Genomic DNA, 19,837 nt, shown 5'->3' on the forward strand with positions numbered 1-19,837 from the left:
GGCTCCCGCCCCTTCGCGCGTGCCCGTTCATGGCCGCGCGGGCGCCGGATACGACGGCTCGAAGTCCTCGATCACCCGCAGCGTGTCGCCGAGTGTCCGCACCAGGAGGCAGCCGACCGTCTCCCGCGCGAGACCCGGGCGGTCGATCCAGTCCAGCGTGACGCCCTCCACGCTGCACAGCCAGCCGATCAGCGCCGTCCGCGCCAGCTGCGGTATGTCCTTGCGGCCGTACGCCCCCTCGGCGATCGCCCCGATCAGCGCCTCGCGCACCCCGTCCCGTATCGCGTGCACCTCGGCGTCGAAGCCGACGCCGCCGCTGATGATCGTGCGGTACGCGGCCTGATGGTGCTCGGCGTAGCGGAGGTAGCCGTCGACGGTGCGCTGCACCCGCTCCACGGGCGGCAGGTCGTCGTGGCGGCCCGCACGGGCCACGAGGTCGGCGACGGAGTCCTCGATGATCGCGAGGTAGTAGCCGCGCTTGGACTTGAAGTAGTAGTAGATCAGCCCTTTGGCGACGCCCGCGTGCTTGGCGATGTCGTCCATCGACAGCGCGTCGTAGGACGTGTCGGCGAACAACTTCCGGCCGATGGCGATGAGTTCGGCACGGCGCGTCGCCGAGCGGTCGGTGCCGCGCTGTTGACTATTATTCAATTTCGGCCCTAGTCTCCAACTGCCTCGGAATCGTCCGCAGTATGGCAGAACGCCGCCACCTGTCGGCCGGCTCCCGGCAGCTCTTCACGCACTCCCCTTACGCACACGCTCGGCGACGCGGAACGACGTACGGGAGGAAGACAGTGGGCGCAGCACGCACCGCGTTACGCGAGGGCAGAACCTCCTGGAAGAAGACGGCCGCGATGGCCCTGCCGGCCGTCCTGGCCGTCGGTGTGATGGCCTCCGTGATGGCCGAGGGCGCGCTCGCCGCGTCCTTCGCCGTCTCCGGGACCAGCTTCCAGGTGTCCTCCGGGAAACTGACCAGCCAGGGCCTTTCCTCCTACGTACAGACGGACCGGGACATCGACGGCAAGGGGCACCCCGTGGCGCTCCTCGGCATCGGTGACGCGACCCTCTCCGACATCTGCCAGGCCGCCGAGGTCAAGACGCCGGTGGGCACCGTCGTCTTCAAGCTGACGGCGGGCGGCGACGCGGGCAACGTCACCGCGAGCAACCTCATCATCGACGGCGAGGACCTGGTGGGCGACGCCCGGTTCGGCACCGCGCAGATCGGCCGGGACGCCTCGACGCTCGACGAAGTGCCGGGCGTGCAGGGCGAGAGGGGCAAGTTCGGGCTGCAGGCCGGGGACATCACGGTCGCCGGGGTGAAGTCGCACGCCTGGTCGGCGACGGGCGGCAACTTCCGGCTCAAGGGCATGCGGGTCGACGTCAGTCTGGGTGGCAAGAAGTGCTTCTGACCGGCGGCGGCAGAAGCGGTGTCAGGCCGTTCCGCACGGACGGCGGCGGTTGGCTCGACCGGCGGCTGCCGTGGCCCGACGAGCGCCGCGTCGTCCGCAGATGGCGGCGCACCCGCCCTTTCTGGGCAGGCCTGCTGCTCATCCTCGGCGGCGCCGAGCTGCTCCTGATCCCGCTCTCCCCGCTGACCGTGCTCGTCAGCCTGGGGCTCGGCGGCATCGCGGCCCTCGGCATCGGGATCGCGCTGGTCGTGGCGGGCCTCTTCCTGTGGCTGCTGCCGCACACGCACCACTACGTGAGCGTCAACGCCATGATCCTCTCGGTGCTCTCGTTCGCGGCGACGAACCTCGGCGGGTTCCTGGTCGGCATGCTGCTCGGCATCGCGGGCAGTGCCATGGGGTTCGCCTGGACTCCGGTGCCCCAGGACGCCGAGGACGATCCGACGCGCCCCAGGGTGCGCGACGGGCGGGGCACCCGGACGCTGGCCGTACTGCTGCCCGTGGCGATGACCGCCGGGCTCGTCGCGCACGGCGGCGGCCGGGCGGAGGCGGTCCCGGGGGACGCGGCCGCGGCGGACGCGATCGTGGCGCCGCGCGTGCCACCGACCGTCACCACGACGCTCTTCGCGCCGCAGGGCTTCCTCCTGGCCGGGGTCCGGGAGATCCCGACCGCGGACGGGCCGCTGAAGGTCATGGTGCTGCGGATGAAGGCCGCCTCGCTCACCGACTACCGGCTCAAGACGCGTGACGGCAGCCGTGAACTGGCCCTGGGCGCCGACACTTTGGACCTGAGCGGCGAGGTCACCCTGTACCTGACCAAGTTCAGGGGGTGTCTGGAGGGCATCCTCTGTCTGACCTTCACGCCCGACAAGCTGCCGGTGCCGCCCGTGGTGCCGCCCTTCGTCTTCATGACGGACGTGAGCGCCGAGCAGGCCCTGGTCACCTCGGACTCGATCGTGGCGGGCGGCCTCACCCTCCGGGCCTCGGCATGAGGGGAACAGGGTGATCCAGATTCAGGCGGCGCTGTTCTGGGCGTACGCGATCGGCGCGACGTTCGCCCTCTCCGCCGGGCGCCAGCTCCAGGTGTGGGAGCGGATCAACGCGGGCGAGGGCCCGCGCACCCGCAGCCGCGCCGCCAACCCGTACCTGGCGCTCACGGCGCTCTTCGCCTCCGTCCTCTTGGTGCCGACGGGGCTCTTTCTGCTCTGGCAGAACCCGTCCTGGTCGACCATGCACGTGGCGGACGGCCACGACGGCGTGTGGGCGGGGTTCGTCCTCCTCTACGCGGGCGGGATCCCGGTCGCCGTGATCCTCGGGTTCCTGGTGGCGCAGGGCCTGGTGCTCGTGGGTGCCGGCTACTGGGCGTACCTGAGCTGCGTCGGAGGGTACTTCCTGCTGTTCGGAACGCTGATCCACGGCTGGGACGGCAGAGGATACGAGCGGTTCTTCTCATCCGGTGCCGGGGATTTCGCCGACTGGCGGCGGGAGAGCGTCGTCAACAACGTCCTGGACTTCGTGACGTCCGGGACGTTCCTCGCGCTGCTGCTCTTCGGGGCCGCGGTGATCGGCGTCATGCTGATGACGGAGATCGGCTGGCTCATGGAGGGCTGGTCGCTACCCGGCGCGGACGAGGACCGCGAGGTACCGAGGCTGCTCGCCGTCGTCATCGCGGCGGCGGGGGTGTACGGCCTGCCGTTCGTGGGCGCGCTCCTCGCGAGCGTCCTGGTGCGGCTGGTCGGCGGGTGGCTCGGGCTCCCGCTGTTCGCGGTCGTGGCGGGCCTCACCCTGCTGCACGGGCGCTCGCCGGTGCGGTGGCTGTACGGCCTGGTGGGTGTGCCGGGGCGGCACTGGCGGGCCGGCCTCGACGAGGCCGGCGGCGGTCATGAGAGCGGCGTCACAGCAGACCGGTCTGCGTGACGAGCATCGCGAGGACGACGACGAGGGTCCAGCCCGCGAAGTGCTCCAGCAGGGTCGGTCCGTCGTCCTTGGGGCCGCCGGTGCGGGCCTTCGCACGGACAGCGGTGGCAGAGGTCGCGGTCATGTCTTTCTCACTGACGTTCGTCCGGCAGGGCTCCCCCACGAGGTCCCGGTGACAACTCCACCCCCACGGGACCCCTCTACCTTGCCAGCACTCGGCGCCCTTGCGGGCGAGACCTTGGTCACCCCACAACTACGGCGTCGCGCTGTGCGTCTAAGTACGGACGGCGGGGGTGTCCCCCCGTCCGTCCGCCCGTGCACCGTACGACCGAGAGGTTTCCGATGAGCACGAACCGGACGACGCCCCGCCGCAGGGCGCGGCTCGCCCTCGCCGCCGCGATCATCGCGACGGTCGCCCTCAGCGCCCCGGTCTCGCAGGCCGCCCCAACCCCTACGGAGAAGCCGTCACCGGGTGCGCCCGGACTCGGCGACCCGATGTTCCCGCTGGACGGGAACGGCGGATACCGGGTGGAGCGCTACTACCTGGACTTCGACTGGCAGGCGCCGAAGACGCCCTTCGAGGCGACGACGACGATCAAGGCGCGGTCCACCCAGGCGCTCTCGCGCTTCAACCTGGACTTCGGCGGCAACACCCTGCACAAGGTCACCGTGAACGGCTCCGCGGCCGGCGCGTCGCGCGAGGGTGACGAGCTGACGGTCACCCCCAAGTCGCCGATCCCCAAGGGCGGTTCCTTCACCGTCGAGGTCACCTACACCGCCGACCCGACGCAGACCCGGCACCGCGACGACGCGATAGAGGACTACGGCTGGATACCCACGCCCGACGGCACGGTGGTCTACCCGCAGCCGAACGGCGCACGGCTGATCTTCCCGGCCAACGACCACCCTAGCCAGCGGGCACCGATCACCTTCCGCATCACGACGCCGGCCGACCGCACGGCCGTCGCCAACGGCAAGCTGGTCTCGCGCACCGAGCGCCCCGACGGCCGGGTGCGCTGGACGTACGACTCCGAACAGCCGCTCTCCACCCAGCTGGTGCAGCTGGCCGTCGGCAAGTTCCAGCTGGTGGACGGCGAGGGCCCCGGCGGCCTCCCGCTGCGGGACGTCGTCCCTGACGCGCTGGTCGAGCCGACGGCCGCCTACCGCAAACTCACCTCGGACCACCTGAAGTGGCTGGAGGACAAGCTCGGCCCGTACCCCTTCAACCGCTACGGCCTGCTGGTCGGCGACACCGACCTCGGCGTGGCCCTGGAGACGCAGACCCTGTCGCTCGTCCCGAAGGCGGACCTGCTCGGCACGAAGGTCGACGCCGAGCGGAACATGGTGCACGAACTGACCCACCAGTGGTTCGGCGACAGCGTGGCCCTCAAGAGCTGGTCCGACCTGTGGCTGAGCGAGGGACACGCCCGCTTCTACGAGAGGGAGTACTCCGAGCAGCACGGCGGGGACAGCTTCGAGGCCGCCATGAAGACCGCCTACCAGGCCCACGACCAGTGGCGCAGGGACTACGGCGCCCCCGCGGAGCCGACCGAGCCGAACCTCTTCAAGCGCATGCGGTACGACGGCTCGGCCCTGGTCCTGTACGCGCTGCGCGAGCGGGTCGGCGACGCGACGTTCCAGAAGATCGAACGCGCCTGGGTCAACGGGTTCAAGGGGCGCACGGCGAGCACGGAGCAGTTCGTGGACCTGGCGTCGGGGATCGCGGGCGAGGACCTGGAGGGCTTCCTGCACCCCTGGCTGTACGGCGCGAAGACCCCGCCGATGCCCGGGCACCCGGACTGGGTGGTGGACCCGGCCGTGTGAACCGGCGGATCGTCCGAGATGCGGCCTTCGTCCACCGCTCATAGCGTGGAGGCATTCCTACCGAAGGAGCCGTCATGGGCGACAACGCCATGGACAAGGCAAAGGGCAAGGCCAAAGAGATGATGGGCAAGGCCTCCGGCGACAACCGCAGGTCGGCCGAGGGCAAGACCGATCAGGCCAAGGGCAAGGCGAAGGACGCCGCGGACGACATGCGCGACAAGGCCGAGGGCATGCGCGACTCGTTCCGCGAGGACCGCTGACCCCACGCTGTGTGCCCGTCCTCCCATGAGGGGACGGGCACACACGCGTGTCACCCCGCCCTCTCCGGATCAAGGGCGACTCCACATGTCCTCAAACTCCACATGTCCTCAAGACGCAGTGGAGTGCGTGCCGGGGCACCGGCCACCTCACGGCGAACGCTGGCTAGGCTTGCGCCCACGAACTGTGATCGCGTTGATGCCGACCTGCGGGCGACATGAAGGGAACGGGCAAGTGCAGCCGGAGGAGCAGGACTTAGCAGGTTGGACGCCGATGGGTGCGGTCTGGCGGACGGTCGTCGAAGGAGTCACCGGCTCGATGGCCTACATCGCCGACAAGCACTGGAACGTCGTGGCGTGCAACGACGAGTTCAGAGCACTCATACCGGACGGCAGACCGCCGTCCAACATCATGCGGTGGATGCTCCTGGACGACCGGGCCCGCCACGACGTCCTGATGAACTGGACCGAGGACTGGGCGCGCGGCGCCTGTCCTGCGCTGCGGCGGGCCGTCACGAACCACCCGACCGACCCCACGCTGATCGACCTGGCGAGCGACGTGCGGCGCGATCCGCTCGCGGGCCCCATCTACCTGGCGACCGCGAGCTCCCACGCCCTGCACCCCGACGGCGCGGTGCGGCAGGTCAACCACCCGACGAAGGGACCCGGCTGGGTGATCGCGTCGGCCGCCAACCCCCTTCCCGAGATCGACGCCATGTTCGTGATGATGCAGTACCGGCCGGGCGAGGTCCGCCCGCACCAGCCACCTCCGCTGAGCACGAACGCCCGCTGACGAACGCCCTCCGGTGCCCCCCGGGTGCTCAGCGGATACCGACCGCGGCCAGCGCGGCGCGCTGGCGCTCGGAGAGTGTCGTCGGGAAGTACAGGTAGCAGACGCCTCCGGTGCCCGAGACGACCTTCCCGGAGGCGTTGTAGCGCTTCGTCCGCAGCCAGATGTTCTCCCACTCGCGCCGCTTGTAGACGCGTCGCACCGCCGCGTTGGTCGGCGACGCCGGGTCGTTGGCGATCACGTCGCCGTCCGCCGTGAACCCGATGACCGTCATCAGGTGGCCCGCCGTGCCGTAGCCCGCGCCGGTCAGCTCCTCCCTGAGGAACGACTGGGACGTTATGGCCGGCAGGCCCGCCGCGATCAGGGACTCCAGCTCCGTGAGCGAGGCGAGCCGGGTCACCACGCCCTGGAGGTCCTTGTACGTCGAGGCGTACGCGGCGTTGAAGGGCCAGTTGCCGCAGCCGTTGTACTGGTAGTCGAACGTGTACCGGGCCGCGTGGCACACCTGCGGGTCCTCGTAGGACGGGTCGACCCACGACAGGTCGTCCGCCGTCGGCTCGCGCCCCCAGAACTCGATGATCATCTGCGAGGACGTGGGGCTGCACCAGGCCTCGCCCCCGTTGTCGTACTCCGGATACTGGCCGGCGTGGATCTCCTGCGAGTACCGCGGGACGGCCAGCTCCTCGGCGAGGCCCGGCTTCGACGCCGGGACCGTGAAGCGGTCGGGGACCGCGGAGGCCATCGCTCCGAGCCGCCAGACCGTGGGGGTGTGGGTGGCGCCCGGTTTGCGGTAAAGCGTCAGGCGCAGCTGGTACGAGACGACGCGCAGGCCCGTGGTCGCGTCGTCGAGGGAGAGCGTGTCCGTCCACACCGTGGACTTGCCGTCGGTCTGGTCGTCGACCGAGGTCCGCCGGATGTCGGCTTCCTTGTCGTCGCCCGAGGTCCAGCGGCCCATCACGTACCAGGGGGATCTCGTCGAGTCCGAGTACGTGCCGCGCAGCTCGACCTGGAGCCAGGTCCCGGCCGGGGTGCGCGCGTTCCAGGACGCGATCAGCTCGGTGGCGGGGACGGTGGAGCGGTGCGCGGGCGTCGTCCAGCGGGCGTACTCCCAGGTGGCGGTCTTGCCGGTGTGCGGGTCCGCGTACTCGGTGCGGCCCGCGGGCCGCGCGATCCGCAGGCCGGGGCGGGCACCCGCGACGACGGCGGTGCCCTGGTGGGTGCCGGAGCTCCAGTCCTTGTGCGAGGTCCAGAAGCGGTTGTCCACGAGCCGGTCCGCTCTGGGCCCGCGGGCCGCGGAGCCGGAGCCGGTGGCGGCCAGGGCGGGGGCGGCGGCGGTGGCCGCGAGGGCGGCTGCCGCGGCCGCGGTGACCGCGGTGGCGAGCACGGTTCTGCGGGACATGTCATCAGCTCGGTCTGATCGCTGCGTGCGGTCGGTTCGGTCAGCTCGGTCCATGGAGGGGACCCCCAGTCGACAGGGTTTCCGGCGGGATCCGGAAAGTCGGGTCAGGTGCGGTCGGGTCAGGCGCACGGAAGTGGGCCAACTATGGCCGGTCCCCACCGACTTCTGCCAGCGCTTCGGGCACTGCCGTACGCATCAATATTGGCCTCAACCAATGGCATGACCTGCGACGGCGCGCGGAACACATTGTTCCGTGCGCCGTACCCTTGCCGTGATGACCGCGCACCCGCACACCCCGCTCCCCCGCCTCGCCGACACCCTGCGCCGCCTGCCGCCCTCCTGTGGCGCCGTCCGCCTCGTCGCCGTGGACGGACACGCGGGCTCCGGCAAGTCGACGTTCGCCGGCCGCCTGGCCGAGGCGCTCGGCGGCGCGCCCGTGCTGCGCCTCGACGACATCGCGAGCCACGACCGGCTCTTCGACTGGACGCGGCCGCTGCGCGAGCAGGTCCTCGAACCGCTCTCCCGGGGCGAAACCGCGCACTACGCGACGTACGACTGGAACGCGCGCCGCTTCGGTCCCGCCGACCGGCCCCTGCCGCCCGCGCCCGTGGTGATCGTCGAGGGCGTCGGCGCCGGCCGCCTCGCGCTGCGCCCGCACCTCGCCGCCGTGCTGTGGATGGACGTGCCGCACGAGGAGGCATGGCAGCGGGGGCGCCGCCGGGACGGGACGGTCCAGCGTGAATTCTGGGACGGATGGGAACCGGAGGAGCTCCAGCACTTCACCGGGGACCCCACCCGACCCTTCGCGCACCTTTTGGTGCGCCAGTGTCCGGAGGGGTACGAGGTACTTCCGGGGCCCAATGTGACACTTACCGAGGCCTGAATCATTACGCTGAGTGAGCGATCATCGGCGGTCCGCTGAACCCCCGGAAACGCGCTTCCACTTGACCCGACGAGTTTTGCCGAGTGCCCCAACTCTGCTTGACCCAGGGCCCTTACAGGACTTACGTTCTGAATGTGCGGTGTTGCGACACCGCCCGCAGACGCGAAGCCCCCGGTTGTTCCCCCGTGATCGGGGGCTTCGTTCTGCCCTCCGAGCCCGTTTTTCGGCCGCTGCGCGCCTTCATTCGCTCACCGTCGGTCACCATCGGGCACGCTCTCCATCGGCGTTTTCCGGCCGATCGTCCGGTGCGGCACCCTACGGCCGACCGCTCCCCCGCAGGTACGATGCATCTCGGTGCGCCTTTTCGGACGAGTGCTCTGCGCACCGGAACAACTCCCGTCCGCAGCACGATGGTTCAGCGCAGTCGCCGGCGGGCACCGGTCCGGCGGTACGCAAACGGGGGCACGGTTTGTGGGGGACCTGATGGACTTCGACGCGGTGGGCTCACCCGCACCGGCCGACCTCGCCTGGCTGAGGGGCGTCGACGCCTACACGATGGGCGCCTATCCGCAGGCGGAGGACGAGTTCCGGACGGCGGTGCGGATGGATCCCGGGATGGCCGACGGCTGGCTCGGGCTGCACGCGCTGCGCATCGACACGACGACGGCGCTGCTGCGGATGTTCCAGCACCGGGACCGATTCGGCGAGCAGCGCACCCGGCACGGCCGCGCCCTCAACTCCTGGTACTGGCTGGGCTGGTGGGTGCAGCCTGTCCTGGAGAGCACGCGCGATCTGCTGCTCGCGCACGCCTCACACTGGCTGGACGGCCGCCATGTCCCCGAGCTCGACCGGGCGTTGGCGGGCCTGCCGCCGGTCGACGCCGACCCGCAGGTCCGCTTCCTGCACGCCTGCCGCTCCTACCTGGTCAAGGACTGGGAGCAGCTGGTGCGGCACACCGACCCGCTGATCGACGACCCGATGCTGGGCATCGAGGCCGGGCTCTTCGGCGGCATGGCGCGGGTCCGCCTGGAGACGTACGGCCAGGCGGAACCGCTGCTGTCCGCCGCCCTCATGCGCTGCCGCAGCGAACAGCCGCAGCGCAAGGAGCTGCGCTACTGGCTGGCCCGCGCGCGCGAGGGCACCGGACGCTCGGCGGCGGCCCTGCCGCTGTACCGCGCGGTGCACCGGGTCGACGCCTCCTTCATGGACACCTCCGCGCGGCTCGCGGCGATCTCCGAGGGCGACGGGTACGACGAGGCAGCCGACCTCGCCGCCGCGATCAGCCTCACCGGCGCGGGCCAGGACGTCCTTGAGGGGCCCGACGGCATCGACGTACTGTTCGGGCCCGAGGGACGCGACGTGAAGGTCACCGGCCCCGAACTCCCGTCGAACGGCGGCCCATCGGCGCCCAACGGCCCCGGCGTGCCTCCGGGCCCCTCCGGCCCGCCAGGCACCCCGGGCGCGTCCGGCTCCTCGGTGCCTCCCGACCCCGACACCGTCCGCGAGAAGGCGATCATCCCGATCAAGGCGGGCCCGCCGCAGCTGCCCCCGGGCCCCACCGACCCCGCGCTCCTGGAGGCCGCGCTCTCCGAGCTGGAGGGCATGGTCGGCATGGAGCCGGTGAAACGGCAGGTCAAGGCGCTCTCGGCGCAGCTAAACATGGCGCGTCTGCGGGCCGCGCAAGGCCTTCCTGTGCAGCCGCCGAAACGACACTTCGTCTTCTCCGGCCCCTCGGGCACCGGCAAGACCACCGTGGCCCGCATCCTCGGCCGGGTCTTCTACGCGCTGGGCCTGCTCGGCGGCGACCACCTCGTGGAGGCGCAGCGCGCCGACCTCGTCGGCGAGTACCTGGGCCAGACCGCCGTGAAGGCCAACGAACTGATCGACTCGGCGATCGGCGGGGTCCTCTTCGTCGACGAGGCGTACTCGCTCTCCAACTCCGGCTACGGCAAGGGCGACGCGTACGGCGACGAGGCCCTGCAAGTCCTCCTCAAGCGCGCCGAGGACAACCGCGACCACCTCGTCGTGATCCTCGCGGGCTACCCCGAGGGCATGGACCGGCTCCTCGCCGCCAACCCCGGGCTGTCCTCCCGCTTCACGACGCGCGTCGACTTCCCCTCGTACCGCCCGCTCGAACTCACCGCCATCGGCGAGGTCCTCGCGGCGGACAACGGCGACGTGTGGGACGAGGAGGCGCTCGAAGAGCTGCGCTCCATCGCCGGGCACGTCGTCGACCAGTCCTGGATCGACGAGCTCGGCAACGGCCGTTTCCTGCGCACGCTGTACGAGAAGAGCTGCGCCTACCGCGACCTGCGGCTCTCCGGCTACCCCGGCGAACCGGGCCGCGACGACCTGTCGACCCTGCGGCTGCCCGACCTGATGCAGGCGTACGGCGAAGTGCTCTCGGGCCGCGGACCGCAGGACACCCCGGGGATCTGACGGCCCCCGGGGGTCCTGGTGCGGGTCAGCTCGCGCGGACGACGGCCAGCGCGGATTCCCTGGAGTCCTCCGGCGGCGTCCTCGGCACCGTGACCCGGTGCGTCGGGTCTCGGACCTCCCCCACCAGGAGCTCGAGGACGTCCTCCATGGCCACCAGGCCGAGCACCTTCCCCGACGCGTCGGCGACCTGCGCGAGGTGCGTCGCGGCGCGGCGCATCACGGTCAGTGCGTCGTCCAGCGGGAGCTCGGCGCCCAGCGTGGTCATCGGGCGCCACACCTGCTGCGGCACGGCACGCTCGGTCTCCTCCAGGTCCAGTACGTCCTTGACGTGGAGGTAGCCCATGAAGGCGCCGTTCTCCGCGCGGACGGGGAAGCGGGAGTAGCCGGTGCGGCCGGTGAGCTCGATGATCCCGGCAGGGGTGACCGAAGGGCCGACGGTGACCAGCGACACCGGATCGAGGAGGACGTCGGTGACCGGGCGCGAGCCCAGCTCGAGGGCGTCCTCCAGGCGCTCCTGTTCGACGGGGTCGAGGAGTCCCGCCTGGCCGGAGTCCTCGACGAGGCGGCCCAGCTGCACGCTGGTGAACACCGCCTCGACCTCGTCCTTGGGCTCCACCCCGAAGAGCCGGAGCACGACCCGCGCGCAGGCGCCGAGTGCCACGGTCACCGGTCGGCACAGCCGCGCGAAGGCGACCAGGCCGGGGCTGAACCGGAGTGCGGTCTTCTCGGGCGCCGCCATCGCCAGGTTCTTCGGGACCATCTCGCCGATGACGAGGTGGAGGAAGATGACGACGGCGAGCGCGATCACGTAGCCGAGGGGGTGGATCATGCCCTCGGGCAGGTGGACCGCCTCGAAGACCGGCTCCAAAAGGCGGGCGACGGTCGGCTCGGCGACCGCGCCGAGCGTCAGCGAGCAGACGGTGATGCCGAACTGGGCGGCCGCCATCATCTGCGGCAGATGCTCCAGGCCGTACAGGACCTGGCGGGACCGCTTGGTGTCCAGGGGCTCGATCTGGCTGCGGCGCACGGAGACGAGCGCGAACTCGGCCCCCACGAAGAAGCCGTTGGCGAGCACGAGGAGGAGGGCGAAGAGGAGTTGCAGCAGACTCATCGGAGCGCCTCCGCGGCTTCCATGACGGCGAAGGTGTCCTGGGTGCGCACGATCCGCACCCGCTCCGCGCGGTAGTGCCCGACCTGGCGCACCGAGAGCCGCCAGCCCGGGAGTTCGGCCCGGTCGCCGGGGGCCGGGATGCGGCCGAGCAGGTCGGCGACGAGTCCGGCCACGGTCTCGTAAGGACCTTCGGGCACGTCGAGGCCTATGCGCTGGAGCGTGTCCACGCGGCAGGAGCCGTCGGCGTCCCACGCCGCCCTGCCGTCCTCGGCGGGTGCCGGGCAGAGTTCGGGCAGGTCGAAGTGGTCGTGCTCGTCGCGGACCTCGCCGACGAGCTCCTCGACGATGTCCTCCAGGGTGACGACGCCCGCCGTGCCGCCGTACTCGTCGACGACGACGGCGATGGGCTGCTCGCTGCGCAGCCGCTCCAGGAGGGGCTGCACGGGCAGCGTCTCGGGGACGAGCAGCGGGGACTTCGCGATGCGGCCCACGGGCGTCCTGAGGCGTGCGTGGGCGGCCACCGCGAGGGCGTCCTTGAGGTGGACCATGCCGACGATTTCGTCGATCCGCTCGGTGTAGACCGGGAAGCGGGACAGACCGGTGGCGCGGGTCAGGTTCACGACGTCCTCGGCGGTCGCCGACGACTGCAGCGCGCTGACCTTCACGCGCGGCGTCATGACGTGCTGCGCGGTCAGCTCCGCGAGGGAGAGGGTGCGCACGAACAGGTCGGCGGTGTCCTGCTCCAGGGCACCGGCCTGCGCCGAGTGCCTGGCGAGGGAGACCAGTTCGCCGGGGGTGCGGGCCGAGGCCAGCTCCTCGGCGGGCTCGACGCCGAGCGTGCGCACCAGACGGTTGGCCACGGCGTTCAGGAGGGCGATCACGGGCCGGAAGAGCCGCGCGAACACGTGCTGCGGGCCCGCGACGAACCGCGCGACCTGCAACGGCCGCGACACGGCCCAGTTCTTGGGCACGAGCTCGCCGATCACCATCTGCACGGCGGACGCGAGCAGCATGCCGACCACCACGGAGACACCGCCGACGGCTCCCCCGGGCACGCCGACGGCCGTGAACGGGCCCGCGAGCAGGTGCGCGAGGGCCGGTTCGGCGAGCATGCCGACGACGAGCGAGGTGATGGTGATGCCGAGCTGGGTGCCGGAGAGCTGGAAGGACAGCTCCTTGAGGGCGTCGACGACCGTACGTGCCCTTCGGTCGCCGTCCGCCGCGGCCTTCTCCGCGTCCGGCCGCTCGACGGTGACGAGGCCGAACTCGGCCGCCACGAAGAAGCCGTTGGCGAGAATCAGCAGGAATGCCGCCCCGAGAAGCAGCAGGGGCACTGTCATGCCGCCGCCTCTCCGGTCGTGCCGGTCCCGGTATGTCGGGAGGGGGCGGCGCAGGTACTACAGGACGATCCGTCCATCGCCGGAGGGAGTCACTCCTCGGGTAGCAGGAGCCCCTGGGAGCCGGGCGGGCCCGTCAGGGGCGGGGCGGCACTCTACGCGCGCCCCGCCACCAGATTAATCAAGACCGGGCGCGGAACGTCCAGTCGTGCGGGCGTCCGCGAGGGCACGCAGGGCGCGGGCGTCGCCGATGGCCTGCTGCTTGGCGATGCCCGGCTGGATGCCCAGGGCGGGCAGGCTGGTGCCGTCGCTGAGGTTCAGGAACACCCAGGGGTCGCCGGGACGCAGGTTGACCTGCACGATCTCGGCCCAGGCGAGGCGGCGGCTGGTCGCGATGTTGACGACGGTGACGCCGGACTCGTCGGCGACGACCTTGGGCCTGCTGAGCAGCACGAGCACGCCGCAGAGCAGCGCGCCGGTGAAGACGAAGCTGGTCCGCTCCCCCGGGCTGAGCGTGGGCAGCAGGAACGCGATGGCCGTGATGACCACGAAGATCGCGACGCCCGCGGTGAGCAGGACGGCCCGGGTCCGCGTCGGCCGGAAGGTGACGGGCAGGGCGGGGAGGGCGGGGCTGTCGGACATGCGGCGGGTGCTCCTGCCGGGTCGGGGCCGGTCAGAGGCGGCAGGCGTGGATGGCCGTGGTCAGGATGGCCCGCGCGCCGATGGCGTACAGGTCGTCCATGATCCGCTGGGCCTCCTTGGCGGGGACCATCGAGCGGACGGCGACCCAGCCCTCGTTGTGCAGCGGGGAGATCGTCGGCGACTCGAGGCCCGGGGTGAGGGCGACGGCCTGCTCCAGGTGCTCGGCGCGGCAGTCGTAGTCCATCATCACGTACGACCTGGCGACGAGGACGCCCTGGAGGCGGCGCAGGAACTGCTGCACCTTCGGGTTGTCGGTGTCGGCGCCGGTGCGCCGGATGACGACGGCCTCGGACTTCATGATCGGGTCGCCGAAGACCTCGAGGCCCGCGTTGCGCAGGGAGGTGCCGGTCTCGACGACGTCCGCGATGACCTGGGCGACGCCCAGCTCGATGGCGGTCTCGACGGCGCCGTCCAGGTGCACGACGGAGGCGTCGACGCCCTGCTCGGCGAGGTGCTTGGCGACGATGCCCTCGTAGGACGTCGCGACGGTCTTGCCCGCGAGGTCCTTGATGTCGCTCGCCGTGCCGGGCTTCGCGGCGAAGCGGAAGGTGGAGCGGGCGAAGCCGAGCGGCAGGATCGCCTCGGCGTCGGCTCCGGAGTCGATCAGCAGGTCCTCACCCGTGATGCCGATGTCGAGCCTGCCGGTCGCGACGTAGATCGCGATGTCCTTGGGCCTCAGGTAGAAGAACTCGACCTCGTTGTCGGGGTCGACGAGGACGAGCTCCTTCGACTCCTTGCGCTGCTGGTAGCCGGCCTCATGGAGCATCGCCGACGCAGGTCCGGACAGTGAACCCTTGTTGGGGACGGCGATGCGCAGCATGAGGTCAGCTTCCTTAACTGGTGGGTTACGGGGATGGGTTGAGCGGACGGCTCAGAGGTGGGCGTAGACGTCGTCGAGGGAGATGCCGCGGGCGACCATCATCACCTGTACGTGGTACAGGAGCTGCGAGATCTCCTCGGCGGCGGCTTCCTTGCCCTCGTGCTCGGCGGCCATCCACACCTCGGCGGCCTCCTCGACGACCTTCTTGCCGATGGCATGGACGCCCTTGTCGACCAGCTCGGCGGTGCGGGAGGTCGCGGGGTCGCCGTTGGCGGCCTTGTGCTGGAGCTCGGTGAAGAGCTCCTCGAAAGTCTTCTTGGACATGATGGTCGCCACTCTACGCGGCCGGGCGGTCCCCCTCAGCGCCAGGGTTCGGAGACGGTACGCAGCGTGGTCGCGGTGGCGACGGCCGCGGTGACCGCCTCGTGGCCCTTGTCCTCGCTGGAGCCCTCGATGCCGGCGCGGTCCAGCGCCTGCTCCTCGGTGTCGCAGGTGAGTACGCCGAAGCCGATCGGGACGCCGGTGTCGACGGAGACCTGGACGAGGCCCTGGGTGACGCCCTGGCACACGTACTCGAAGTGCGGGGTGCCGCCGCGGATGACGACGCCGAGGGCGACGATCGCGTCGTATCCGCGTCCGGCGAGGACCTTGGCGACGACGGGCAGCTCGAAGCTGCCGGGGACGCGCAGCACGGTCGGCTCGCTGATGCCGAGCTCGTTCAGGGCGCGCAGGGCACCGTCGACGAGGCCGTCCATGACCTGGTCGTGCCACTGCGCCGCGATGACCGCGACCCGCAGGTCGCCGCAGTTCTTCACACTCAGTTCGGGTGCACCCTTGCCGCTCACGCGCTTCTCCTCAAGGTGTTTGTGGCTTACTGGTTGCCGCAGGCGGACACGTCGGTGGCGTCCAGCCAGGGCAGGTCGTGCCCCATCCGGTCCCGCTTGGTGCGCAGGTACCGAAGATTGTGTTCGCCGGCCTCGACGGGCATGGGCTCGCGCCCGGTGACCTTCAGGCCGTGCCGCAGGACCGCGTCGGTCTTGTCGGGGTTGTTGGTCATCAGCCGGACGCCGTGGACGCCGAGGTCGCGCAGGATTTGCGCGCCCGCGCCGTAGTCACGGGCGTCGGCGGGCAGGCCGAGCTCCAGGTTGGCGTCGAGGGTGTCGCTGCCCTGCTCCTGGAGGGCGTACGCGCGCAGCTTGGAGAGCAGGCCGATGCCGCGGCCCTCGTGGCCGCGCAGGTAGACGACGACGCCGCGGCCCTCGTCGGTGATGCGCCGCATGGACGCCTCCAGCTGCGGGCCGCAGTCGCAGCGCAGGGAGTGGAAGACGTCGCCGGTGAGGCACTCGGAGTGCAGGCGGACCAGGACGTCCTCGCCGTCGCCGAGGTCGCCGTGGACGAGGGCGACGTGCTCGACGCCGTCGACGGTGGAGCGGTAGCCGTGCGCCGTGAACTCGCCGAAGGCGGTGGGCAGGCTGACCTCGGCCTCGCGGCGGACGGTGGGCTCCGCGGAGCGGCGGTAGGCGATGAGGTCCTCGATGGAGATGATCGTCAGGCCGTGCTTGCGGGCGAAGGGGATCAGCTCGGGCAGGCGGAGCATCTTGCCGTCCTCGCCCGCGATCTCCACGATGGCCCCGGCGGGGCGCAGCCCGGCGAGCCGGGCGAGGTCGACGGCGGCCTCGGTGTGGCCGTTGCGGGTGAGCACGCCGCCGGACTTGGCGCGCAGCGGGAAGATGTGCCCGGGGCGCACGAAGTCGTCGGCGGTGGCGGCGCCGCCCGCGAGGAGCCGGAGCGTGGTGGCGCGATCGTCGGCGGAGATGCCGGTGCTCACGCCGTGCGCGGCGGACGCGTCGACGGAGACGGTGAAGGCCGTGCTCATCGACTCGGTGTTGTGCTCGACCATCTGCGGGAGGCGGAGCCGGTCGAGCTCCTCGGCCTCCATGGGCGCGCAGATCAGGCCGCGGCACTCGCTCATCATGAACGCGACGATCTCGGGGGTCGCCTTCTCGGCGGCGACGACGAGGTCGCCCTCGTTCTCGCGGTCCTCGTCGTCGACGACCACGACGGGGCGGCCCGCGGCGATGTCGCGGACGGCCTGCTCGACGGGGTCGAGGGAGAGGTCGAGGGGGTCTTCTTCGCTGGCGGTGCCGTGCCAGACGGGTGCCACAGTCATGCCGGGGCTCCTTCCATGACGGGCTGCGAGGCGGCGGTGCGGGAGCGCAGCCACCAGTCGCGCAGGCCCCAGAGGACGAGGGCGAGGTAGACGACGTACACGAGTCCGGAGAAGGCGAGGCCGCTGCTGAAGGCGAGCGGCACGCCGACCACGTCGACGAGCAGCCAGGCGAACCAGAACTCGACGAGCCCGCGGGCCTGGGCGACCATCGCGGCGAGCGTGCCGACGAAAATGTACGCGTCGGGCCAGGGGTTCCAGGACAGGTCGGGGACGGCGCTGAACAGGGCGCCGACGGCGAGGGTGCCGACCGCGGTGCCCGCGACGAGGATGCCCCGTTCCTTCCAGGTGGCGAACCGGATGGCGATGGAGCCGTCCTGCGCCTGCTGCCTGCCGCGCGTCCACTGCCGCCAGCCCCACACCGCGACGCCGATGACGAGGAGCTGCTTGCCGACGCCGCCGGAGAGCTGGGCGGAGGCGTAGGCGGCGACGAGGATGACGCCGGACAGGAACTGGGCGGGCCAGGTCCAGATCGAGCGCCGCCAGCCGAGCGCGAGGGCGATCAGGCCGACGGTGTTGCCGATCATGTCGGACCAGAGGATGTGCTGGTCGAAGGCCGTGAAGGCTTCGGAGTTGAGCCAGTTCACTGTGCGGCCCCCTGCTGGTGTGCGCGGTCGCCGAGCAGGCGCTCGACGTACTTGGCGATGACGTCGACCTCGAGGTTGACCGGGTCGCCGGGCTGCTTGATGCCGAGCGTGGTCAGCGCGAGGGTCGTGGGGATGAGGCTGATGGTGAAGAAGTCGGGGCCCGCGTCGACCACGGTGAGGCTGACTCCGTCGACGGTGATGGAGCCCTTCTCCACGACGTAGCGGGAGAGAGCCGCCGGGAGCGAGACCTTGACGATCTCCCAGTTCTCGGACGGCTTGCGCTCGACGATCTCGCCGGTCCCGTCGACGTGCCCCTGCACGATGTGTCCGCCGAGGCGGGCGCCGACCGCGGTGGGGCGCTCCAGGTTGACGCGGGAGCCGACCGCGAGCGCCCCGAGGCTGGAGCGGTTCAGGGTCTCGGCCATGACGTCGGCGGTGAACTCGTCGCCCTCGTGCTCCACGACCGTCAGACAGACGCCGTTGACCGCGATGGAGTCGCCGTGTTCGGCGCCCTCGGTGACGACGGGGCCGCGCAGGCGGAAGCGGGAGGCGTCGGGGAGGTTCTCGACGGCCGTGATCTCGCCCAGCTCTTCGACGATTCCGGTGAACACTTCAGTGCTCCTTCGCTACGAGGGTCGCGGTGATGCGCAGGTCGGGGCCGATGCGGACGGTGTCGCTCACGTCGAGCCGCAACGCTTTGGTGATGGTCGTGATTCCGCCGCCGTCCAGGGCCGCGGGGCCCGCGCCGAGGAGGACGGGGGCGAGGTAGCCGACGACGCGGTCGACGCAGCCGGCGGCGACAAAGGCTCCGGCGAGGGTCGGGCCGCCCTCGAGGAGGACGGACCGCACGCCACGCGCGTGGAGCACATCGAGGAGGGCTCGGATGTCCAACCCGCCTTCGGCGCGCGGGAGTCGGACGGTCTGGCCGTCATGGACGGGGGTGCTGTCGTCGGCGACGGCGATCAGGGTGGGCGCCGCGTCGTCGAGGACTCGGGCGCCCGGCGTGACGGCGGTGCCGTGGGTGTCGACGACGACCCGCAGCGGCTGTACGGCACCTTCGATGTCCCGCACGGCGAGGTGCGGGTCGTCGGCGCGCTGGGTGCCGGAGCCGACGACGACGGCGTCGCACTCGGCGCGCAGCCGGTGCACGTCGGCGCGGGACTCGGCGGAGGTGATCCAGCGGCTGGTGCCGTCGGCGGCGGCGATGCGGCCGTCGAGCGTGGCGGCGTACTTCCAGGTGACGTGCGGGCGGCCGAGCCGGACGGAGGTCAGCCAGGCGGCGTTCACCTCGGCGGCCTCGGCCTCCAGCAGGCCCTGTGCCACCGCGATTCCGGCCGTACGCAGGGTGTGCGCGCCGCCGGTCGCGGCCGGGTCGGGATCGCCGACCGCGTAGACGACACGGGTGACGCCCGCGTCGATGAGGGCCTGGGCGCACGGGCCTGTGCGGCCGGTGTGGTTGCAGGGTTCGAGGGTGACGAGGGCAGTGCCGCCGCGGGCCCGCTCGCCGGCCGCGCGCAGGGCGTGGACCTCGGCGTGGGGCCCTCCGGCGCGCTGGTGCCAGCCCTCGCCGACGCTCTCGCCCGCGGCGTCGAGGACGACGCAGCCGACGACGGGGTTGGGGCTGGTGGAGCCGAGGCCGCGGGCGGCCAGCGTGATGGCGCGCCGCATGGCGGCTGCTTCGGCTACGGCGGTGGCCACCGGGTCCTCCTGCCTCTTCGGGCACGGACTCCGGGGCGCTGTCGATGACGACAGAACGTACGGACGACGACACCTGCGGCAACGCCTGCGCCGGATGACACCTGTCCCCGGAAACCCGGAGACCGCTCCGGGCCTGGGCCAGGAACGAGCCATGACGACGGCGTGCAAAGATGCCCGCCCGCCGCGCACTGCCTCCCATCCGGACTTTCACCGTCGGTCCAGGAATTTCACCTGGTCAACCGGTCACTGGAGGTGACCGGGTCGCGGACTGTAACCGCCGGTTCGGAATTACACCGACCCCGGAGTGCGCTGCTTCTGGTACGAGGCCAGTGTGCCATGACCGGATGTGGGCCATACGGGTGAACAGTTGTGGGCTGGATCACAGCATGACCATTCAACATCACTTTCAACCAACTTGGTCCAGACCTATTGACGCACTG

At 71.3% G+C, this 19,837-nt stretch carries 21 protein-coding genes and 1 riboswitch; of the genes, 8 read left to right on the forward strand and 13 right to left on the reverse strand.

Annotation, left to right across the window (positions count from 1 at the left end; all coding sequences use genetic code 11):
- Positions 1-27: 27 nt before the first annotated feature.
- Entirely contained in the window at positions 28-651 is a 624-nt protein-coding gene (locus NOO62_RS07045; RefSeq protein ID WP_268770045.1) for a TetR/AcrR family transcriptional regulator, read from the reverse strand.
- 203 nt (positions 652-854) lie between these two features.
- On the opposite strand from NOO62_RS07045, the gene NOO62_RS07050 reads away from it, so the two are divergent.
- Genes NOO62_RS07050 through NOO62_RS07060 form a run of 3 tightly spaced genes read left to right on the forward strand, consistent with a single transcriptional unit; the run spans position 855 to position 3,323 of the window.
- A complete protein-coding gene (locus NOO62_RS07050) occupies positions 855-1,409 on the forward strand; it encodes a DUF6230 family protein (protein ID WP_268775499.1) in 555 nt (184 codons plus the stop codon).
- Entirely contained in the window at positions 1,400-2,398 is a 999-nt protein-coding gene (locus tag NOO62_RS07055) for a DUF6114 domain-containing protein (RefSeq protein WP_414930774.1), read from the forward strand. The genes NOO62_RS07050 and NOO62_RS07055 overlap by 10 nt, the downstream gene beginning before the upstream one ends.
- A gap of 10 nt (positions 2,399-2,408) precedes the next feature.
- Complete coding sequence (locus NOO62_RS07060; protein WP_268770046.1) at positions 2,409-3,323, forward strand: hypothetical protein; 915 nt, start codon at positions 2,409-2,411, stop codon at positions 3,321-3,323.
- Here NOO62_RS07060 and NOO62_RS07065 read toward each other — a convergent pair.
- Positions 3,301-3,447 carry an SCO1431 family membrane protein gene (locus NOO62_RS07065; RefSeq protein WP_268770047.1) on the reverse strand — a complete coding sequence of 49 codons (147 nt, stop codon included), beginning with the start codon at positions 3,445-3,447 and terminating at the stop codon, positions 3,301-3,303. The genes NOO62_RS07060 and NOO62_RS07065 overlap by 23 nt on opposite strands.
- Positions 3,448-3,665: 218 nt before the next feature.
- Between NOO62_RS07065 and NOO62_RS07070 the strand changes: the two genes are divergently transcribed.
- The 3 genes from NOO62_RS07070 to NOO62_RS07080 all read left to right on the forward strand — a co-directional run bounded on the left by NOO62_RS07070 (position 3,666) and on the right by NOO62_RS07080 (position 6,197).
- Positions 3,666-5,147, forward strand: coding sequence for a M1 family metallopeptidase (locus NOO62_RS07070; protein WP_268770048.1), 1,482 nt, complete (start codon positions 3,666-3,668; stop codon positions 5,145-5,147).
- 74 nt (positions 5,148-5,221) lie between these two features.
- Positions 5,222-5,407 carry a CsbD family protein gene (locus tag NOO62_RS07075; RefSeq protein WP_268770049.1) on the forward strand — a complete coding sequence of 62 codons (186 nt, stop codon included), beginning with the start codon at positions 5,222-5,224 and terminating at the stop codon, positions 5,405-5,407.
- A 271-nt stretch (positions 5,408-5,678) separates the two neighbouring features.
- Positions 5,679-6,197 carry a hypothetical protein gene (locus tag NOO62_RS07080; protein ID WP_268770050.1) on the forward strand — a complete coding sequence of 173 codons (519 nt, stop codon included), beginning with the start codon at positions 5,679-5,681 and terminating at the stop codon, positions 6,195-6,197.
- 28 nt (positions 6,198-6,225) lie between these two features.
- Here the strand turns inward: NOO62_RS07080 and NOO62_RS07085 are convergent, their stop codons facing one another.
- A complete protein-coding gene (locus NOO62_RS07085) occupies positions 6,226-7,593 on the reverse strand; it encodes a peptidase C39 family protein (RefSeq protein WP_268770051.1) in 1,368 nt (455 codons plus the stop codon).
- 274 nt (positions 7,594-7,867) lie between these two features.
- Here NOO62_RS07085 and NOO62_RS07090 point away from each other — a divergent pair, with 274 nt between their 5' ends.
- Both NOO62_RS07090 and NOO62_RS07095 read left to right on the forward strand, forming a co-directional pair.
- A complete protein-coding gene (locus NOO62_RS07090; RefSeq protein WP_268770052.1) occupies positions 7,868-8,476 on the forward strand; it encodes a uridine kinase in 609 nt (202 codons plus the stop codon).
- Positions 8,477-8,959: 483 nt separating this feature from the next.
- Positions 8,960-10,915, forward strand: coding sequence for an AAA family ATPase (locus NOO62_RS07095; protein WP_268770053.1), 1,956 nt, complete (start codon positions 8,960-8,962; stop codon positions 10,913-10,915).
- Positions 10,916-10,940: 25 nt separating this feature from the next.
- Here NOO62_RS07095 and NOO62_RS07100 read toward each other — a convergent pair whose 3' ends face one another.
- The 10 genes from NOO62_RS07100 to ribD all read right to left on the reverse strand — a co-directional run bounded on the left by NOO62_RS07100 (position 10,941) and on the right by ribD (position 19,397).
- Complete coding sequence (locus NOO62_RS07100) at positions 10,941-12,026, reverse strand: hemolysin family protein (RefSeq protein ID WP_268770054.1); 1,086 nt, start codon at positions 12,024-12,026, stop codon at positions 10,941-10,943.
- A complete protein-coding gene (locus NOO62_RS07105; RefSeq protein ID WP_268770055.1) occupies positions 12,023-13,366 on the reverse strand; it encodes a hemolysin family protein in 1,344 nt (447 codons plus the stop codon). Before NOO62_RS07105 ends, NOO62_RS07100 begins: the two co-directional genes overlap by 4 nt.
- Before the next feature lie 174 nt (positions 13,367-13,540).
- Positions 13,541-14,005 carry a PH domain-containing protein gene (locus NOO62_RS07110; protein ID WP_268770056.1) on the reverse strand — a complete coding sequence of 155 codons (465 nt, stop codon included), beginning with the start codon at positions 14,003-14,005 and terminating at the stop codon, positions 13,541-13,543.
- A 31-nt stretch (positions 14,006-14,036) separates the two neighbouring features.
- Positions 14,037-14,885: an ATP phosphoribosyltransferase gene (gene hisG, locus NOO62_RS07115; protein ID WP_150219802.1), complete on the reverse strand. Its 849-nt coding sequence runs from the start codon at positions 14,883-14,885 to the stop codon at positions 14,037-14,039.
- Positions 14,886-14,936: 51 nt separating this feature from the next.
- The gene (locus NOO62_RS07120; protein WP_055564821.1) at positions 14,937-15,209 is read right to left on the reverse strand and encodes a phosphoribosyl-ATP diphosphatase; all 273 of its coding nucleotides are present in this window, start codon (positions 15,207-15,209) and stop codon (positions 14,937-14,939) included.
- A gap of 35 nt (positions 15,210-15,244) precedes the next feature.
- Entirely contained in the window at positions 15,245-15,730 is a 486-nt protein-coding gene (gene ribH / locus NOO62_RS07125) for a 6,7-dimethyl-8-ribityllumazine synthase (RefSeq protein WP_268770057.1), read from the reverse strand.
- 26 nt (positions 15,731-15,756) lie between these two features.
- Positions 15,757-17,055 carry a bifunctional 3,4-dihydroxy-2-butanone-4-phosphate synthase/GTP cyclohydrolase II gene (locus NOO62_RS07130; RefSeq protein WP_268770058.1) on the reverse strand — a complete coding sequence of 433 codons (1,299 nt, stop codon included), beginning with the start codon at positions 17,053-17,055 and terminating at the stop codon, positions 15,757-15,759.
- A complete protein-coding gene (locus NOO62_RS07135; RefSeq protein WP_268775501.1) occupies positions 17,052-17,639 on the reverse strand; it encodes a nicotinamide mononucleotide transporter family protein in 588 nt (195 codons plus the stop codon). The genes NOO62_RS07130 and NOO62_RS07135 overlap by 4 nt, the downstream gene beginning before the upstream one ends.
- Positions 17,640-17,695: 56 nt before the next feature.
- Positions 17,696-18,310 (reverse strand): riboflavin synthase, encoded by a 615-nt coding sequence (locus NOO62_RS07140; RefSeq protein WP_268770059.1) that lies wholly within the window; start codon positions 18,308-18,310, stop codon positions 17,696-17,698.
- Position 18,311: 1 nt separating this feature from the next.
- Positions 18,312-19,397: a bifunctional diaminohydroxyphosphoribosylaminopyrimidine deaminase/5-amino-6-(5-phosphoribosylamino)uracil reductase RibD gene (gene ribD, locus NOO62_RS07145; protein WP_414930775.1), complete on the reverse strand. Its 1,086-nt coding sequence runs from the start codon at positions 19,395-19,397 to the stop codon at positions 18,312-18,314.
- A 181-nt stretch (positions 19,398-19,578) separates the two neighbouring features.
- Positions 19,579-19,709: riboswitch (FMN riboswitch) on the reverse strand.
- Positions 19,710-19,837: the final 128 nt, after the last annotated feature.

This window comes from Streptomyces sp. Je 1-369 (genome assembly GCF_026810505.1).
Classification (GTDB): domain Bacteria; phylum Actinomycetota; class Actinomycetes; order Streptomycetales; family Streptomycetaceae; genus Streptomyces.

Excerpts from the sequence above, each read along its gene's own strand:
- NOO62_RS07130 (WP_268770058.1), bottom strand. The coding sequence starts at position 17,055 with ATGACTGTGGCACCCGTCTGGCACGGCACCGCCAGCGAAGAAGACCCC.
- NOO62_RS07135 (WP_268775501.1), bottom strand. The coding sequence starts at position 17,639 with ATGATCGGCAACACCGTCGGCCTGATCGCCCTCGCGCTCGGCTGGCGG.
- NOO62_RS07050 (WP_268775499.1), top strand. The coding sequence starts at position 855 with ATGGCCCTGCCGGCCGTCCTGGCCGTCGGTGTGATGGCCTCCGTGATG.
- NOO62_RS07105 (WP_268770055.1), bottom strand. The coding sequence starts at position 13,366 with ATGACAGTGCCCCTGCTGCTTCTCGGGGCGGCATTCCTGCTGATTCTC.
- NOO62_RS07110 (WP_268770056.1), bottom strand. The coding sequence starts at position 14,005 with ATGTCCGACAGCCCCGCCCTCCCCGCCCTGCCCGTCACCTTCCGGCCG.
- NOO62_RS07075 (WP_268770049.1), top strand. The coding sequence starts at position 5,222 with ATGGGCGACAACGCCATGGACAAGGCAAAGGGCAAGGCCAAAGAGATG.
- NOO62_RS07085 (WP_268770051.1), bottom strand. The coding sequence starts at position 7,593 with ATGTCCCGCAGAACCGTGCTCGCCACCGCGGTCACCGCGGCCGCGGCA.
- NOO62_RS07120 (WP_055564821.1), bottom strand. The coding sequence starts at position 15,209 with ATGTCCAAGAAGACTTTCGAGGAGCTCTTCACCGAGCTCCAGCACAAG.
- hisG (WP_150219802.1), bottom strand. The coding sequence starts at position 14,885 with ATGCTGCGCATCGCCGTCCCCAACAAGGGTTCACTGTCCGGACCTGCG.
- NOO62_RS07100 (WP_268770054.1), bottom strand. The coding sequence starts at position 12,026 with ATGAGTCTGCTGCAACTCCTCTTCGCCCTCCTCCTCGTGCTCGCCAAC.
- NOO62_RS07090 (WP_268770052.1), top strand. The coding sequence starts at position 7,868 with ATGACCGCGCACCCGCACACCCCGCTCCCCCGCCTCGCCGACACCCTG.
- NOO62_RS07095 (WP_268770053.1), top strand. The coding sequence starts at position 8,960 with ATGGACTTCGACGCGGTGGGCTCACCCGCACCGGCCGACCTCGCCTGG.
- NOO62_RS07070 (WP_268770048.1), top strand. The coding sequence starts at position 3,666 with ATGAGCACGAACCGGACGACGCCCCGCCGCAGGGCGCGGCTCGCCCTC.
- NOO62_RS07080 (WP_268770050.1), top strand. The coding sequence starts at position 5,679 with ATGGGTGCGGTCTGGCGGACGGTCGTCGAAGGAGTCACCGGCTCGATG.
- NOO62_RS07065 (WP_268770047.1), bottom strand. The coding sequence starts at position 3,447 with ATGACCGCGACCTCTGCCACCGCTGTCCGTGCGAAGGCCCGCACCGGC.